Source organism: Halomonas sp. LC1, from assembly GCF_030247125.1.
Taxonomy (GTDB): domain Bacteria; phylum Pseudomonadota; class Gammaproteobacteria; order Pseudomonadales; family Halomonadaceae; genus Vreelandella.
Genome location: NZ_JASSPG010000007.1, coordinates 211,610 through 226,387 on the forward strand (window position 1 = coordinate 211,610; position 14,778 = coordinate 226,387).

Here is a 14,778-nt window from a genome sequence, read left to right on the forward strand (position 1 = left end):
CTTTAAGCCGTGCTATTTTTCGCGTACTTTTTTGATAATTAAGGGTTAAATAAGCCGCCTACGCTAATTTCAGTTACATCGCCAGTTATTTTATCGACGACGCGAACCACTAATTGGCCGCTGCTGTCACTCACGACGACGCCAAACTCATCGCTATCAAAACTGCCTTCTTCAACTTCACCACGACTGACGTCAGAAATCAGTTGAGATATTAATCGGCTTTCTAAGTTTTGTAGTAGGCGTTCCGTTGATGAGAGTGACTGTACACTGCGTGTGTTCGGATCTGTCGTTGTATCCTGTGCTTGTGCTTTACCGAGTAGGTAGCTACCCACAAAAGGATCACCACCAAACGAAGGGTTGATGGGCTGATAGATTAAGTCGCCTGCGTGTGCTTGCGTAACTGCTATTATTATCAGCCCTACGCTGGCTGCTTTTTTTAGCATTTTCATTAGAATAGCTCCTCTTTCCCCAAGTCTTTGTCCGAGGTCAAAGCGGCTGATAGCTGCTGTTGAAGCAGCGCTTCCTCGACGGTTTTTACAGCGTCTCCCGCTACGCGATCAGCTTCGCTGATTCTTGGAGAAAGCTGTGTTCTGAAGTACATCCGGTTGCCTTCCATGACCCATACTTGACTGCCCCAGCGAGCGTCAGGACGCTCTTGAATGGTAATAGTGGCATTGCCGATGATGACGTTATCCATCGCCTGCTGACTAAATGCTCGATAGAACGTTTTACCCGCCATTGTGATAGTGCGGTCCACCATGATGCCGGTTAGCTCACTACTACCATTGGGTCTACCTTGAATTTCGGGCCCGTCCGGGCTCGATAATTGGTTAATCGCATCTACTTCGGCCTGCTCATTCCTGGTAAGTGACGATGCATCAACTAGCCCATTAGGTTGAGCGTTTGCAACGCTTGTTAAACACCATAAGAGAGCAATTGATATTTTATGCTTAGCTGCCATGATGTTTATCTCTTATTAAGTTTTACCGATGCCGCTGTAAGCTGCGTGCCGTTTCGATATTAGGCAGAATCGGACCCAAGTTTTGGTGAATCCAATTCAGTGCTTGAATGCGGTTATGCACATTGATTTTTCTAAAGATGTTGTAAAGATGTGATTTAACCGTGTGCTCACTCACAAAGAGTTTGTCGGCAATTTGTTGATTGGAAGAGCCTGCACTGAGTAATGAAATGATCTCCATTTCTCGGTTGGTCAAGCCGCAGGCAGGGCGAAACGCATTGCTTTGATACTTACGGTAAAAAAGGATCAAACGCGCCATTAAATCTCGAGACATCCATAGCTCACCTTCCAGCAGGGCATGAATGCCTTTGCAAATGACCTCCAAGCTTTCGTTGCGATAAAAGACGCCCTTGAGCTGTGCGCAGGACAAAGCTTCCAGCGCATGATCCATATCGCGGATGTTGAAGGCGGCCAGTGAGGTTTTAGCCAAGCTATCGGGAAGTTTGTCTTGCCATTCGGGCAAGGCGTCCACACCGATATGGTCGCTATCGATGAGGATCAGCAGCTTACTTGGGATGGCGGCAGGCAGTTGGCTTCTTGGCGAGTGGATGCTCACCGTACAACCCGTGTGGTCATGTAAATAGTCGGCAAAGAGCTGCGACTGGGGGCTTTTTTCGGTGACGATGTACACCAAGCCGTGCGTCTTCTCATGTGACATTGTGGAGGCCTCGGTTGGATTGAAAGCAATCAGGTGGTACGAAGAGTGTTGCCCAATACGTCCTTTTCGTAAAGTTTTGTTATTAAAAAACATGAAGAAAATGGTAATTAAAAATTTAATTGAAATAAGATATTGATTTTAAATAAATTATTTCAATATAAAAATTATTTACCCATTTTTCTAATATACCTTTAGTTACATATTGTCGCCTTTAGCTGCGCTCTCGGTAGGCGTAAACTGATCGCCTCATGTGAGGAGGTCGCCCCTATGAATGCAGCCAAAACGCTCGTTTTAGCCAGTGGAAATTCTGGAAAATTAAAAGAATTCAATCAGTTGCTATCGCCCCTTGGGCTGGATGTACGCCCCCAGGCGGAGTTTGGTGTGCACGATGTCGAAGAGACAGGACTAACGTTCGTTGAAAATGCGCTGTTAAAAGCCCGTGAAGCGAGTCGTGTAAGCGGGTTACCGGCGCTCGCCGACGACTCAGGTCTTGAGGTCGATGCGTTGCATGGGGCACCTGGCATTTACTCCGCCCGCTATGCCGGTGAGCCGAAAAGCGACGAGCGTAACAATGAGAAACTGCTGGCAGCACTCAGTGAGTGCGCGGAAGGCCAGCGTACGGGCCGCTATTGGTGTGTCTTGGTTTATTTACGCCATGCAGAAGACCCGGTACCGGTCATCGTTCAGCGTAGCTGGGAAGGTGAGGTGCTGGCCCATCCGCGGGGTGAGGGGGGCTTTGGCTACGATCCTCTCTTTTGGCTACCTGACCAGGGCATGAGCGCGGCAGAACTCCCCAGCGAAACGAAGAATCGCTTGAGTCATCGGGGGCGTGCACTGCATGCCTTGGTCGACATTTTGAAGGTGGCGCATGGCTGAACAGTTGCCGCCACTATCGCTTTACATTCATACGCCTTGGTGTGTGCGCAAGTGCCCCTATTGCGACTTCAATTCTCACGAACCTGGCACCAACGCACTACCCGAAGCGGCCTACTTGGCCGCGTTGCTGAGTGATTTGGACGGCGATTTGGCGTTGGCGTCTGGCCGCCCCCTTCAAACCATTTTTATTGGGGGCGGTACGCCTAGCTTGCTATCGCCAACGTTTTATCGACAGTTATTCGATGGCATTCGTGAACGCCTCTCCTTTTCGCCTACGATTGAAATCACCCTGGAAGCCAATCCAGGCACGACCGAGCAGCAGCGGTTCATCGGCTATCGGGACGCTGGTATTAATCGCTTGTCGCTGGGCGTACAGAGTTTCCGGCCCACTCAACTGAGTGCACTGGGGCGAATTCATACTGGCAACGAAGCGGTGACCGCCATCGCTGAAGCCAGAGCGGCGGGATTCGATAACCTCAATATCGATCTCATGCACGGGCTTCCTCAGCAAACGCCCGAGCAAGCCATGGAAGACATCGACCAGGCACTTGCCCTCAATCCAGAACATCTTTCCTGGTATCAGTTAACCCTGGAGCCCAATACGGCGTTTTTCTCGCATCCGCCCCCCCTGCCAGAGGAGGAGGCGCTATGGGACATTCAGGAGGCAGGGCATCAGCGACTGGAGCAAGCCGGGCTAAGTCGATACGAGATATCGGCTTATGCCCGCCCAGGATGTCAGAGCCGCCATAACCTGAACTACTGGCGATTTGGCGACTACCTGGGAATCGGTGCAGGTGCTCATGGAAAGCTCTCCTACATAGACTCCCAAGGGAAATGGCAGATCGAACGGCGTTGGAAAACGCGTCAGCCCGATGCGTACTTGCGTCGTGCCAATGATCCGCGTGGCTTCGTAGCAGGCCAGCAGCTCATTGAGCCAAACGAGTTACCGCTGGAGTTTGCCATGAACGCGCTGCGCCTGACCGAGGGCGTCCCCCTAGCGGATTGGACGGCCCACACTGGCCAGCCACAGGCACGGTTACTTGCGCGTTTACAAAGTGCTCAAGAAAAAGGACTTTTAATGGAAATGCCTGAAAAGCTGCGTGCATCGCCCCAAGGTCTATTATTCTTGAACGAGTTGCTGGCCTTGATGAGCGAAGAGTGACCAGCGATGGATTCGGTACTATCTCAATCATAAACAAGGAGTGAGTGATGCGTATTTCTCGACTACTGACCCCACTGGCAGCGGCGATGTTACTGGCTGGCTGCGCGACGTCCGATCCTTACGGCGGTCAAACGCAGCGCTCTAGCACTGCCATGGGCACCGGTATTGGTGCGGCGATTGGCGCGGCGGCGGGCGCTTTATCCGGTGACGGCAGTACGAGTCGTCGCGACCGCGCGCTGATCGGTGCCGCTGTTGGCGCGGCCGCCGGTGCGGGTGTGGGTGCCTACATGGACCGTCAAGAGCAGCAGCTTCGCGATAACCTGCAAGGATCGCGTATCGAGATTGACCGCCGTGGCGACGATATCGTGCTCAACATGCCTAGCAGCGTCACGTTTGGCTTCGATTCCGCCGAACTCACCTCGGATGCGCGCAGCGCCCTGAACGAAGTGGCGAATGTCCTCACTCAGTACACCGATACCCGTGTAAATATTGCCGGCCACACGGACAGTACCGGTGATGCCAGCTACAACCAGCGCCTTTCAGAGCGCCGTGCCCAGTCGGTTGGTAGCTACCTGAGTCAGAACGGCGTGTCCTCCATGCGGTTGAACACCATGGGCTATGGTGCTAACCAGCCGGTGGCAAGCAACGATACCGAGCAGGGGCGTGCGCAAAACCGTCGCGTCGAAATCACCCTGACGCCTACCGGCAACGGCCAGTAACCTCATGCGTTAATCTCGGCATTGCCGTCCAACGCCCGCTATGCTCACATAGCGGGCTTTTTTTCGTTCAACTGCTAGCGAGCTGCCATGCTGTCGTATCAACACGCCTACCACGCCGGTAACTTTGCCGATGTTCATAAGCATTTAATGCTTTACGCAGTGAGGGATTATTTATTACGTAAAAAATCAGCGATTACATATATTGATACCCATGCAGGCAGAGGGCTCTATCCGCTGGTCACGAAAGAGACCCAGCGGCTTAAAGAGTATCGAGAAGGCGTCGCACCGCTCTGGCAGGCTCGGCAGCAGTTGAGCGATCCCTTACTTGAAAAATGGGTGGCGTCGTTGGAAAGCGTACAGCCACAGTCCACAGAGCTTTCGCACTACCCTGGTTCACCCTGGTGGCTGGCTCAGGGGCTGCGTGAGCAGGACTCACTGCGCCTATTTGAGCTGCACCCTGGTGAGCACGAACATTTGAGCGGGCAAGCCCTGCCCAAACAGGCCCGACGTATTTATGGCGATGGGTTGCTTGGCTTGAAGCAGCTGTTACCGGTGGCGACGCCACGGCTGTGCGTGTTGATAGATCCGAGTTACGAGCGCAAAGTGGAGTATCAAGAGGTCGTCGATGCGGTGGCCTACAGCCTCGAAAAAGCGCGCCACGCCGTGGTGATGATTTGGTACCCGCTGCTGCCCGCTGGGCATCATGACACGTTGCTCAGCGGCCTTGAAGCGAGCGGCATTCGCAAGATTTGGCACAGCGAGCTGCTGTTACGGGCCGCGGCGGAGAGCACGCACGGCATGTATGGAAGCGGCATGGTGGTCATCAATCCGCCCTGGGGGCTGGATGAGCAGCTAGCTGCAGCGATGTCCCAGGTGACACCGCTGCTGGGGAGCGACAGCCGCTACCGCGCCAAATGGCGAGTGGGCGAGTAGTGGTAGTGAGTGGCAGCGGCTATTTGCCGATACAGAATATTTATTATCTTTTAAAAACAATAACTTGTAAATTTTTCGGAGCACTTTCGGAGTGCCGAAATCAGCCAAAATTTATACTTTTTCCTTAACTTTCTGGTCATTCAGCGTTCGATTACCCATTTCCTAACTGGGAAAAGTGGGAATTTGGGAACACAACCAGCGTTACCCCAAACACTTTTTACGCCAAAAACCGAGAAATGAAGCCTACTTGGGCACTTGAGGATAGAAAATGCCCGTAAAAGGCAGTACATTGTACTGCATAGTATCATGATGAGGTGTGCATGGCACGGTCCAAACAAGAGACGTTGTCATTTAGAACAACTTCTGAAATCAAGCAGCTTTTGAAGGTAGCTGCCGAACATGAGCATAGATCGCAAGCATCCATGGTCGAGGTTCTAATATTGGAATATGCCAAACAAAATAACTTGCTGTCTAAGAGTCAGGATGAAACGAACTCCAGAATCTATAGAAGCAACGATATATAATAACAAATGGCGTGAGCTCAAACTTCGGGGAAACAGCTATGGCTAACGGGAAAGTTCTTCGACAATTAATTAAGGCTGGAGCCAGTGGTGACACTGACGAATTCCGTCGTGCGTCTGAAGTTGTAATTAGAGATGAACGCCAGAAGCAGCATCACTTACTGGCTAATGATCTTGAACAAATTTTGTATGGCGAACATCTAAAACCCGCAAAGCGTAACGGCCGTAACATTTTACCCATTCCCCCTGTTGATAAAGAACGAGGCTTGCCCTTGTTAGATATTCGGCAGGCTCAACGATCTATTGAGGAAATAATTTTACCTTCAACTAGCCTGGCGTCGGTCGAAGAGTTGCTCGAAGAACATCGTCGAGCCGACGTACTTAGAAGTTACGGGATGAAACCATCGGGAAAGGTTATTTTTCACGGCCCGCCTGGCTGCGGAAAAACACTTGCAGCAGAGGTTATTGCTTTTGAGCTTGATCTGCCACTTGCGATTGTCCGACTAGACGCTCTGGTCTCCTCTTTTTTAGGCGAAACCGCTGCGAATCTTCGTAAGGTTTTTGAATTTATTGCAGAGCAGCCGATGGTGGTCTTGTTCGATGAGTTTGACGCAATAGGCAAGGAACGTTCAGATTCTGGAGAACATGGTGAGTTACGTCGAGTAGTCAATGCTGTGCTACAGATGATGGACGCCTATGTGGGCAAGAGTTTGATCCTAGCAGCAACAAATCACGAGCAAATTTTAGACAGTGCAATTTGGCGGCGCTTCGATGAAACAATAGATTTTCCACTACCAAATGTTGAGCAAGTACAGCAAATTCTATCGCTTAAATTGCGAGGGGTACGAAGGCAATTCGAGATAGATGAAAAGCCCGTGCTTAACCTGTTTGAAAAGCGAAGTGGTGCTGACATCGAGCGCATTATTCGTCGAGCGGTGAAACGTATGATTCTCCGAGGGCAAGAGTTTCTGACTATGAAAGATTTGAAGCAGGCCTCCTTGAAGGAAAATTATAATAAAATTTAAAAGGGATTTTATGACTTATGGCTGGTGAATTTGAGCATCTTAGCATTGAGAAAGAGCCTTTCCATAACCCAAGAAGATCTGGTCGCCCTCCGAGATTTGCCAAGCGTAGTGATTTACGAGGGCATGGTCAAAGGTTATCTGGTGCACTCTCTGCCACTACAAAAACAATCAAAGGTCAGATAGCGTCGCGCCCAGATGCATATATTTTAAAATTGAAATATGAAGACGCCTTGTCCTTCGACAAACTTGGAGTACATGGCGTAGAGTTTATTAGCCAAGAGGATAACCAAGTTTGTGTTGTATTTACCTCGGAGCAAGGGTTGGCTATTTTTTCAGATCACCTGGCAAAATTGGGCATTGATGATAATGAAATAACAGCTAGACAGCTTTTAGAGGCCATTACTGGAATTGAAGCATGGGGCGCTGAAGACAGAAAAAGTTGGGCGGTCAGGCAATATGGATTTCCAGCGGTTGATTTTTTTACGTTAGATATAGAGTTATGGCCACTAGAAGTCAGCGGAAGCCCTAAGCGCAAAGAAATCATAGCCGCGTTCGAGCAATGGCTAGTGCGAAATGGAATTAAAAAGAAAGATTCCGTGAACTTAGACAGTTTGCTTATGTACCGGGTGGATCTTGACCGGGAAGGTGCAGAAAAGCTGCTCAATCACTCTGATGTTAGGCTTGTTGACCTACCACCTCAAACAGGCATTAATTACCAAACAATTAACAAAGATATAAACCAATTACCCGACGAAATACCCTCTCCAAGCGCTAATGCCCCCAAGGTTTGTATACTCGATAGTGGTATTAACACCAATCATCCGTTATTGAAACCAGCTATTGCAGAGAGTGCTAGTTTCGTTGACGGAGAGGATGAGTTCGATGCTGCTGGGCACGGCACACAAGTGGCAGGCATAGCGTTATACGGTAATATCGAGGAATGTAATGCTTCCAACTATTGGGTCCCCCAAAGTTGGATATTCAATGGGAAAATTCTCAATCGAGATTGCGAATTCGACATTAACACTATTGAATCGACAATTATCTCTGCGGTAGAACATTTTACAGAGCTAGGGTGTAGAATTTTCAACCTTTCTATTGGTAATGAAAATTCACCATATGATGGAAAACATATTCGAGGCCTCGCTTACACACTTGATACCCTTTCTCGGAAATACGACATTCTTTTCATAGTCTCGGTTGGCAATTTCAGAGGATCAGAAGAACCTCTAATTCCGAAGGATAGTTGGCGCGAAGAATATCCTGAATACCTGTTCGGTGAGCATAATCGCATCATAGACCCCGCGCCTGCTTTGAATGTTCTAACTGTTGGTAGTTTAGCACTTCATGATGCAACAAAAGGTGACCTCCAACGTCCCGATGACATTGAACATTTATCCGCAGCTAGAGCCAATCAGCCTTCGCCTTTTACTCGGCACGGCCCCTCCATAAAAGGTGCGATAAAGCCTGAGCTGGTTGCTCACGGCGGAAATTTCGCTTCTCCGATGCGTTTTGAAGGTAAACAATGGCAATTTAAAAATGATGATCCAGGCATTCTTAGTTTGAATGCCAACTTCTTTGGGAACACTCTATTCAGTGTTTGTCACGGGACTAGCTTTTCTACCCCCTACATAACACACTTAGCAAGTAGGTTATTGTCATTTTACCCTACAGCATCAGCCAACATGTTGAGAGCTATGCTTGTTAACCATGCAGCTGTGCCTGAGGAGTGTAAAACTATTTTTTCGGATATACATTCGAAGGAGTACGCCAAAGCAAACGGTCGTCGTGAACCACATATTGATTTGGCTGGTTATGGCTTGGTTAATGAAGAAAATTTGTATCGCTCTGATGAAAACACGGTGCTGTTGATGTCAGAAGATTCGATTGCTAACGATAATTATCAGTTTTATGAATTACCTCTTCCAGAAGAATTCTTGAGAAGGAAGAAATCGACAAGAGAATTAAGAGTATCCCTGAGTTACTCTCCTGCTGTCAGAACAACTCGCCTAGACTATCGCGCCACTAAAATCCTATTCAATTTGGTGAAAGGAAGATCACTTGATGAGGTACAAAAACACTTTCATAAAAAGCATCAAAAGGAGAACGACAAGTTAAGTGATACTATATCTAGCAAATCAAATCGGACTATTTCTTCATCGCTGCGGAGCAAGGGCACTGTGCAGTGCTCTACCTGGAACTTCAAGAAGCTCTCTCCTGATTTCAAGTGGTTCGTAGTTGTTACTCGGCAAGATGCCACCAACTGGGGCGATGCGCTCAGTTCGGAATTAGAGCGCTACGCTTTAGTTGTCACTGTGGCAGACCGAGAAAATGAAGAAGCTCAGTTGTACACGCAGATTTCTCAGCGTATTGATTTGAGAGCTAAAGCACGCGCCAAAGTATGAATTTTAGCCATTGCTAAATGGTAAATTCTCGGTCAATAGAAATAGCCCGGCGACTTTGGTTCCGGGCCATCCAGAATAGCATCTGAGACTGCTATTAACGGGTCCATGCAGTCTGCTTTGATCCGAGCCCAGCTTATCCAGTCCTTGAGTTCCTCGCTGAGCTCTCCATTCCTGACCGAAGCCTGCTCTACCGCATCGATATATTGCCGTAAACGTTCGGCTTCGAGCCACTGAGTGGCGCTTACCTTCAACTCTTCAAGTTGCTCCAGTTCCTGCTTTCGGAGCTCAACCTGGCGGTCGTATCGGTCTTTTTCTGTCTGCCATACTAGGCGTCTGCGTTCCTGCTCTTCAGCTCGGATACGATGTTCTGCGATCAGGTCTAATGCACCGGCAACAACTTGATGCAGCCGTTGCTCCAGCGGAGTTTTCGGCGTATCCCCCCAACTTCTGGATGGATAACCGCCGATTGAAATCGTCAATTTTCCGGTTGGGTGGTAGTCGTAATCAGGTGGTCTTGGGTAGTGGTATCCGGTTCCCCAGCGATTCGGAGAACGTTGCCAGCGTTCAATTGCTTTTTTCTCTGCTGCGGTTACTTCATGCTTGTTCCTGGCGACATGCTCGCTGATTGCTATGGTCAACGAAGTTTCGTCCAGTCCGATCAGGGTACGACTCTTTTCACGGTCCACCCAAACCTTCATACCCTGACGTTCAAGCGCTTTTATCAGTGTGTCGCCTATCAATAATGCTCTATCGATGGCATTTCTAGTCACTTCGAAAGCAAAAATTTCTCCCGGTGCTGAACGCAGTCCTTTGTAGTTGTCCCATCCGGCTTTTTGCCTCAGTCGCTTGGATGCTTTTTTTATCAAAGGATGCGGAGATTCGAGCAGTTCTGGCACATCAACAAAGCCTATACGTTCTTGGGCTGTCGTGGCTTTTTTCCGCGAGGCATCAGGATTATTGGGGTCGTAAGTGCGTGGCCGACTGAGAGGCAGGGAGTAATTTTCAAACTCCCTGGCGATAGGAAGCGGAATTTTCTTCGGTGAATGTCCGGCGTTGATTTTTGCCCAGTACCCACGTGGCGGCAAAGGTATCTTGTGCTTGCGACAAACTTTTCCCAATGCAACACCGGATATCCCATAGCGCGGCGCAACTCTGGAGACAGGCTCTGCCCATACCTCGTTGTAAAGTGATTCTCGCGTAATTGCGGCGACGCTTTCCATAGGTAACCTCTGCTGATCAAAAGTGCCATTTTCTTTTATAGCCAAAGATATGCCTGCCCCGCCAATTTTTCGCTACGTAAGAATTTAAACTTTGTTCTTTTAGAACAAACTATTGATTTACAAAGATTATTTTTAGTTTTCCTCTTGCATATTCTCAACCTCATGAGAATATTTAATAAAAGCAGGAGGACATAATGAAAAAATTAGCACCCTTAACTACGGCAATATTGGCCGCTGCCCTGGCTGGCTGCGCGGCTACCCCACGAGCTTACAACCCAGAAGAGTCTCGGGCTTTAAACTTGGCAAGAGCCGGTGGCATCTACGATATGGATTTGCGGGATTCTGGGGATGGTACCCGCTCCTACAGTAAAGGCATGTTGGTGGCATTACTGGATCTCGCCAGCCTGGCGACTTCATTTGATGCACCGCTTCGACATCTCTCGGGTAGCCAGACGCTTTTGTTCAACGCTACTGACATCATGATGACTCCAGACAATCCGTCGGCGAGACCAAGCCTGATGGGATGGATGCCAGCGTCTTTGGCCACTTCGGAGGCTCAGGCCTATGAGCATTATGTGGATCTGGTTGACCAGGCCATCCGGCTAGCTGCCAATGATATGACGTTGAGTGCCACCAAACTCAGTAACGTGAAGACGCCTGAGATTGATGGCCATCCACTGATGCTCTGGTCCATTGAAAGCACTGAGCATGGATGCGGTGCAGGTCAATGTGTGGTTGCTTACAACATCAAAACGCCGAATCTCTGGAAGTCTCCAGCCTACGTGGAAGGTGCTGAGCCCGAAAGCTACAACATCGCGGCTAATCATCCAGAGAATTATTCTCGCCTCGTTTTCCGGCAGTCAGGTGAGCAACTCAGCTTCCCTGTGGACGAGTTCTACCGCACGGTCAGTGGTGCCTTACCATCCTGGATGGTGGTGTATTTTCCTCCCGGCACCATCATCCAGGATGGAGAACCGCTACCGTACCCTGTGCTGTACGAGCAGGGGCAGCGACTGATGTTCAAGGAGCCAGATCATGAGTGACTGGCATGATGAACTTGAGTTCGCGCTGTTGCCGCTTGAAGACGCCAAAATCGATAGCGACTGCATGACCTTTGTGATCAGCAACGCCCTGAGTGAGCAAGGCATCTTCCATCAATGTCGTATCGGATACGCAGAGGACCGACTGAGCCGAATGTCCACTGCTCCCCATTGCTGGATCGAGCTCCAACAGGGGTGGTGTATCGATCTGCGGCTCAGACAGTGGCTGGGCGATGAGGACGACCTCCCTCATGGCGTATTCCAGCCATCCAACTATCCGCGAGTTCGATATCAAGGCACTGCGTGGCTGGTTTCACGCCTGGACACGGAGGATTTGAGGGCGATGACAAATGATGCCTACAGCAAGGTGAAACTGCCATGGCTGGCCGGGCAAGCCGCTGCGGCCTGACGCCGGGCAAAACTTGCATTTTCTCTGGTTCTGGTAGCTTCGAAGTAAAGAGCTATCGGGGACTGAAACCATGGTGAGGGTGACAAAAATAGTAGCAGTGGGTCTCGCCGGGATCGGCGTTGTGGAGCTCGCCTTAAGGGGTACCGATGCAGCGCTTTACGCATGGTATCTATTGTTCGTGCTCTGGGTGGTCCTACTGCTCATTCGCTTCGCAATGGCCGCAGTCGATGCTTACAAGACGGTTTTCGCCAAGGGACCAGATGGGCAAATGACGTTTCCTGAATTCGAGAAAAAGATGGCGTCGTTCAGTCGAGGCAGTGATGAGGAGGCAACCGTCGCGAGCAACAAGGCAACTTCCGGCAATGGGAGCGATGGCGGCACAGAGGGTTTCTTCGATGACGACAGAATCAACCAGATTTATCGAGCTGACGATCCGTTCGGGGAGTTTTTCGACTCTTGAGGTGGTTCCAGATGAGTACAGATCAGAAGAACCAGCGGTTCGATCCCAGTAAGGGCCACCAGAACCACTTAAACCAGACCGGCCCGAGAGAACCACTTATAACAGACTGAGGAACCGACGATGTTTATTCGAGCCTACCTTCGGGCATCCACGCAGGAACAGAATGCGGAGCGAGCCCGGGAGTCACTGGTACAGTTCGCAGCCAACCACAGTCAGCGCATTGCGGCTTTCTATGTGGAGAACGTGTCCGGCGCTACTTTGCACCGGCCCGAGCTGATGAAGCTGATTGCAGATTCCGGCGAGGGTGACATTGTGCTGGTCGAACAGATCGACCAACTGGCTCGCCTCAAACAGAGTGACTGGGACTCTCTTAAGCAAAAGCTGGCCACCAAGCGGTTAGCCATAGTCTCTCCGGAGCTTCCAACCAGCTGGCTGGCGCTGGAAAAGAAAGACGACACTGGATTCACCGACTCCATCCTCCGGGCCGTAAACGCCATGATGCTCGACATGTTGGCTGCCGTGGCTCGTAAGGATTACGAAGACCGCCGGCGCCGCCAGTTCCAGGGCATTCATAAAGCCAAAACGGAGGGAAAGTATCAAGGGCGGCAGCCAGACCTGAAGCGCAGACAACACATCGCCAGCCTTTTACGCAGCGGCCACAGCTACAGCGAGATCCAGGAGATACTGAATTGCTCCCGGCACTTGATTGCGTCTGTCGCCAAAGAACAAAGACAGGCCGATGCTGCGGCCTGAAACCAACAAAGTGCCCTGAAAGGGCAATCAACTATTGGAGACCTGAACATGCTGAACCTATCCGCCACCCTGATCGGATTCCTGAGCTTTGTCGCAGTTGTGCTTTTTATCTGCGTTATGGCCTACCGCAATGCCGACCGATTGGAAGCGTTCTTAGAGCGCAAATTCCAGAAAAGAGCATCCCGCCACAATGGCGGTCCGAAATAGATTTGGGCCAAACCGGTGTTCTTGCCCAAAACGGGCAGTTTGGCAGCCGTGCCTTCCGCGTCGTCCATGGCAGCATAATCGTGAAGTCGATATGAGGTTATGCACATGACGGACAAAACAGCCATGCTTCCCGACAGCTTTCTCCTTTTATTGGAACAGGAAGAAAAGCGGAGGCAACAGCGGGAGGAGTCGGGGCTTCCTGCGCTAAAACTGCTTATTGACGCAGCCCACAGTGGTGGCGGCCAGGCCCGGCATATCCGGCGCTTCCTGCTGGGTCTTTATAATTCCAGTCACTGGCCATTCGAGTTGGATAGGCTGAGGACGCTGGATGCCGATCTTCAGCAAGCGGCTCTAAAAGTTTTGGCGTTGGATTGGAATGGCCGGGAGGTTCACACCTACGTGTCTGGGGGAGACGAGCTCTTTCATTCCTGGTGGGTCTTGGAATCCAGAACCTGACCGCCGGCGCTCTCCAACAGACAATCTGATTCCATCTCGCCGAGGATGTCTGCGGCTTTTCGTTTTGCAGCATCAACAAGCTCAGGTTTCTCGGATGCCAGAATATCCTCAAGAGTTCTCAATACTCGTTCCTCTTCTGCTGTTCGGACTGGCCCTCAGTAACGGAGGCATTCCATATAATGGGGCATTTTACCCGTGATCACGCCTTAAATGTCCAAGCTCGCGCCCCGCTTTCGCAGCCACTCCTTTCGCTCGCGCCAGTCCGGTAAGACCTTGTCTACCTCATTCCAGAAAGCATCAGTGTGGTTGCGGTGGTGGAAGTGGCAAAGCTCATGAACAACAAAGTAGTCGATTATCTTCGGCGGTGCCATCATGCACTTCCAGTGGAAATTCAAGGATCCGCTGCGCCCGCAGCTGGCCCAACGGTAGCCCATGTCCTTAACCCGGATTGAGCTGATTTCAACACCCACTTTCGGGGCGAAATAAGCTACCCGGTCGGCAAACCGTTGTTGTCCCTTGTCGGCATAGAACTGTTCAAAAGCAGTTCTTGCCGCTTGTGCACCACCTTGCTCAATCAAGTCACGACTGAGGCAGAAACGTCCATCTTTCAGCTTCAGAGATTCGTCCTGACTAGACACCAGACTCAGCCGATACGCACCACCCAGGTAAAGAAAGGTTTCGCCATTGACCCACTCTCGCGCCACCGCCGTGGCGTTCAAATCCTTCCACTCGGCCAAGTTTCGGTAGATCCAAAGGCGTTTACTTTCCACCAGCGAGTCCACTTGTTCCGGTGTGTAGCCCACTGGCGGGCGTACGACTATTTGCCCATTACGCTCAATAACGATATCCGTCGTTTTACGCTGGCTTCCTGGCAATAACTGATACTCAATGTCTCGGACGCGTCTTGGTATCATCG

17 protein-coding genes are annotated in these 14,778 nt (G+C 50.4%); 12 read left to right on the forward strand and 5 right to left on the reverse strand.

The window, feature by feature from the left end; genetic code table 11:
* Nucleotides 1-38: 38 nt before the first annotated feature.
* The 3 genes from QIT27_RS13040 to QIT27_RS13050 are packed head-to-tail and all read right to left on the reverse strand — an operon-like array spanning nucleotide 39 to nucleotide 1,676.
* Nucleotides 39-449, reverse strand: a complete 411-nt coding sequence (locus QIT27_RS13040; RefSeq protein WP_285264087.1) for a curli assembly protein CsgF — start codon at nucleotides 447-449, stop codon at nucleotides 39-41.
* Nucleotides 449-961, reverse strand: a complete 513-nt coding sequence (locus QIT27_RS13045; protein WP_285264088.1) for a CsgE family curli-type amyloid fiber assembly protein — start codon at nucleotides 959-961, stop codon at nucleotides 449-451. The genes QIT27_RS13040 and QIT27_RS13045 overlap by 1 nt, the downstream gene beginning before the upstream one ends.
* A gap of 22 nt (nucleotides 962-983) precedes the next feature.
* A complete protein-coding gene (locus QIT27_RS13050; RefSeq protein ID WP_159343871.1) occupies nucleotides 984-1,676 on the reverse strand; it encodes a LuxR C-terminal-related transcriptional regulator in 693 nt (230 codons plus the stop codon).
* A gap of 267 nt (nucleotides 1,677-1,943) precedes the next feature.
* On the opposite strand from QIT27_RS13050, the gene rdgB reads away from it, so the two are divergent.
* The 6 genes from rdgB (at nucleotide 1,944) to QIT27_RS13080 (ending at nucleotide 9,317) form a co-directional block, all read left to right on the forward strand.
* Nucleotides 1,944-2,552: an RdgB/HAM1 family non-canonical purine NTP pyrophosphatase gene (gene rdgB / locus QIT27_RS13055; RefSeq protein WP_159343657.1), complete on the forward strand. Its 609-nt coding sequence runs from the start codon at nucleotides 1,944-1,946 to the stop codon at nucleotides 2,550-2,552.
* Nucleotides 2,545-3,714: a radical SAM family heme chaperone HemW gene (hemW, locus tag QIT27_RS13060; RefSeq protein ID WP_159343658.1), complete on the forward strand. Its 1,170-nt coding sequence runs from the start codon at nucleotides 2,545-2,547 to the stop codon at nucleotides 3,712-3,714. Before rdgB ends, hemW begins: the two co-directional genes overlap by 8 nt.
* Before the next feature lie 47 nt (nucleotides 3,715-3,761).
* The gene (locus tag QIT27_RS13065) at nucleotides 3,762-4,433 is read left to right on the forward strand and encodes a YiaD family glycine zipper/OmpA-like lipoprotein (protein ID WP_159343659.1); all 672 of its coding nucleotides are present in this window, start codon (nucleotides 3,762-3,764) and stop codon (nucleotides 4,431-4,433) included.
* 87 nt (nucleotides 4,434-4,520) lie between these two features.
* A complete protein-coding gene (locus QIT27_RS13070; protein WP_159343660.1) occupies nucleotides 4,521-5,366 on the forward strand; it encodes a 23S rRNA (adenine(2030)-N(6))-methyltransferase RlmJ in 846 nt (281 codons plus the stop codon).
* A 562-nt stretch (nucleotides 5,367-5,928) separates the two neighbouring features.
* Complete coding sequence (locus QIT27_RS13075; RefSeq protein WP_285264089.1) at nucleotides 5,929-6,912, forward strand: AAA family ATPase; 984 nt, start codon at nucleotides 5,929-5,931, stop codon at nucleotides 6,910-6,912.
* A gap of 17 nt (nucleotides 6,913-6,929) precedes the next feature.
* Nucleotides 6,930-9,317 (forward strand): S8 family peptidase, encoded by a 2,388-nt coding sequence (locus tag QIT27_RS13080; protein WP_285264090.1) that lies wholly within the window; start codon nucleotides 6,930-6,932, stop codon nucleotides 9,315-9,317.
* 32 nt (nucleotides 9,318-9,349) lie between these two features.
* Here QIT27_RS13080 and QIT27_RS13085 read toward each other — a convergent pair whose 3' ends face one another.
* Nucleotides 9,350-10,537 carry a hypothetical protein gene (locus QIT27_RS13085; RefSeq protein WP_285264091.1) on the reverse strand — a complete coding sequence of 396 codons (1,188 nt, stop codon included), beginning with the start codon at nucleotides 10,535-10,537 and terminating at the stop codon, nucleotides 9,350-9,352.
* Between the two features lie 194 nt (nucleotides 10,538-10,731).
* Here QIT27_RS13085 and QIT27_RS13090 point away from each other — a divergent pair, with 194 nt between their 5' ends.
* From QIT27_RS13090 to QIT27_RS13115, 6 genes are all read left to right on the forward strand, one after another.
* Entirely contained in the window at nucleotides 10,732-11,580 is an 849-nt protein-coding gene (locus tag QIT27_RS13090; RefSeq protein WP_285264092.1) for a hypothetical protein, read from the forward strand.
* Entirely contained in the window at nucleotides 11,573-11,986 is a 414-nt protein-coding gene (locus tag QIT27_RS13095; protein ID WP_285264093.1) for a hypothetical protein, read from the forward strand. The genes QIT27_RS13090 and QIT27_RS13095 overlap by 8 nt, the downstream gene beginning before the upstream one ends.
* Before the next feature lie 70 nt (nucleotides 11,987-12,056).
* Nucleotides 12,057-12,446 carry a hypothetical protein gene (locus QIT27_RS13100; protein WP_285264094.1) on the forward strand — a complete coding sequence of 130 codons (390 nt, stop codon included), beginning with the start codon at nucleotides 12,057-12,059 and terminating at the stop codon, nucleotides 12,444-12,446.
* Between the two features lie 120 nt (nucleotides 12,447-12,566).
* Nucleotides 12,567-13,199: a recombinase family protein gene (locus QIT27_RS13105; protein ID WP_285264095.1), complete on the forward strand. Its 633-nt coding sequence runs from the start codon at nucleotides 12,567-12,569 to the stop codon at nucleotides 13,197-13,199.
* Nucleotides 13,200-13,247: 48 nt separating this feature from the next.
* Nucleotides 13,248-13,406, forward strand: a complete 159-nt coding sequence (locus QIT27_RS13110; RefSeq protein ID WP_285264096.1) for a hypothetical protein — start codon at nucleotides 13,248-13,250, stop codon at nucleotides 13,404-13,406.
* 105 nt (nucleotides 13,407-13,511) lie between these two features.
* Nucleotides 13,512-13,862 carry a DUF7673 family protein gene (locus QIT27_RS13115; RefSeq protein ID WP_285264097.1) on the forward strand — a complete coding sequence of 117 codons (351 nt, stop codon included), beginning with the start codon at nucleotides 13,512-13,514 and terminating at the stop codon, nucleotides 13,860-13,862.
* 206 nt (nucleotides 13,863-14,068) lie between these two features.
* Here QIT27_RS13115 and QIT27_RS13120 read toward each other — a convergent pair whose 3' ends face one another.
* Nucleotides 14,069-14,776, reverse strand: a complete 708-nt coding sequence (locus QIT27_RS13120; RefSeq protein WP_285264098.1) for a M48 family metallopeptidase — start codon at nucleotides 14,774-14,776, stop codon at nucleotides 14,069-14,071.
* Nucleotides 14,777-14,778 lie beyond the last annotated feature (2 nt).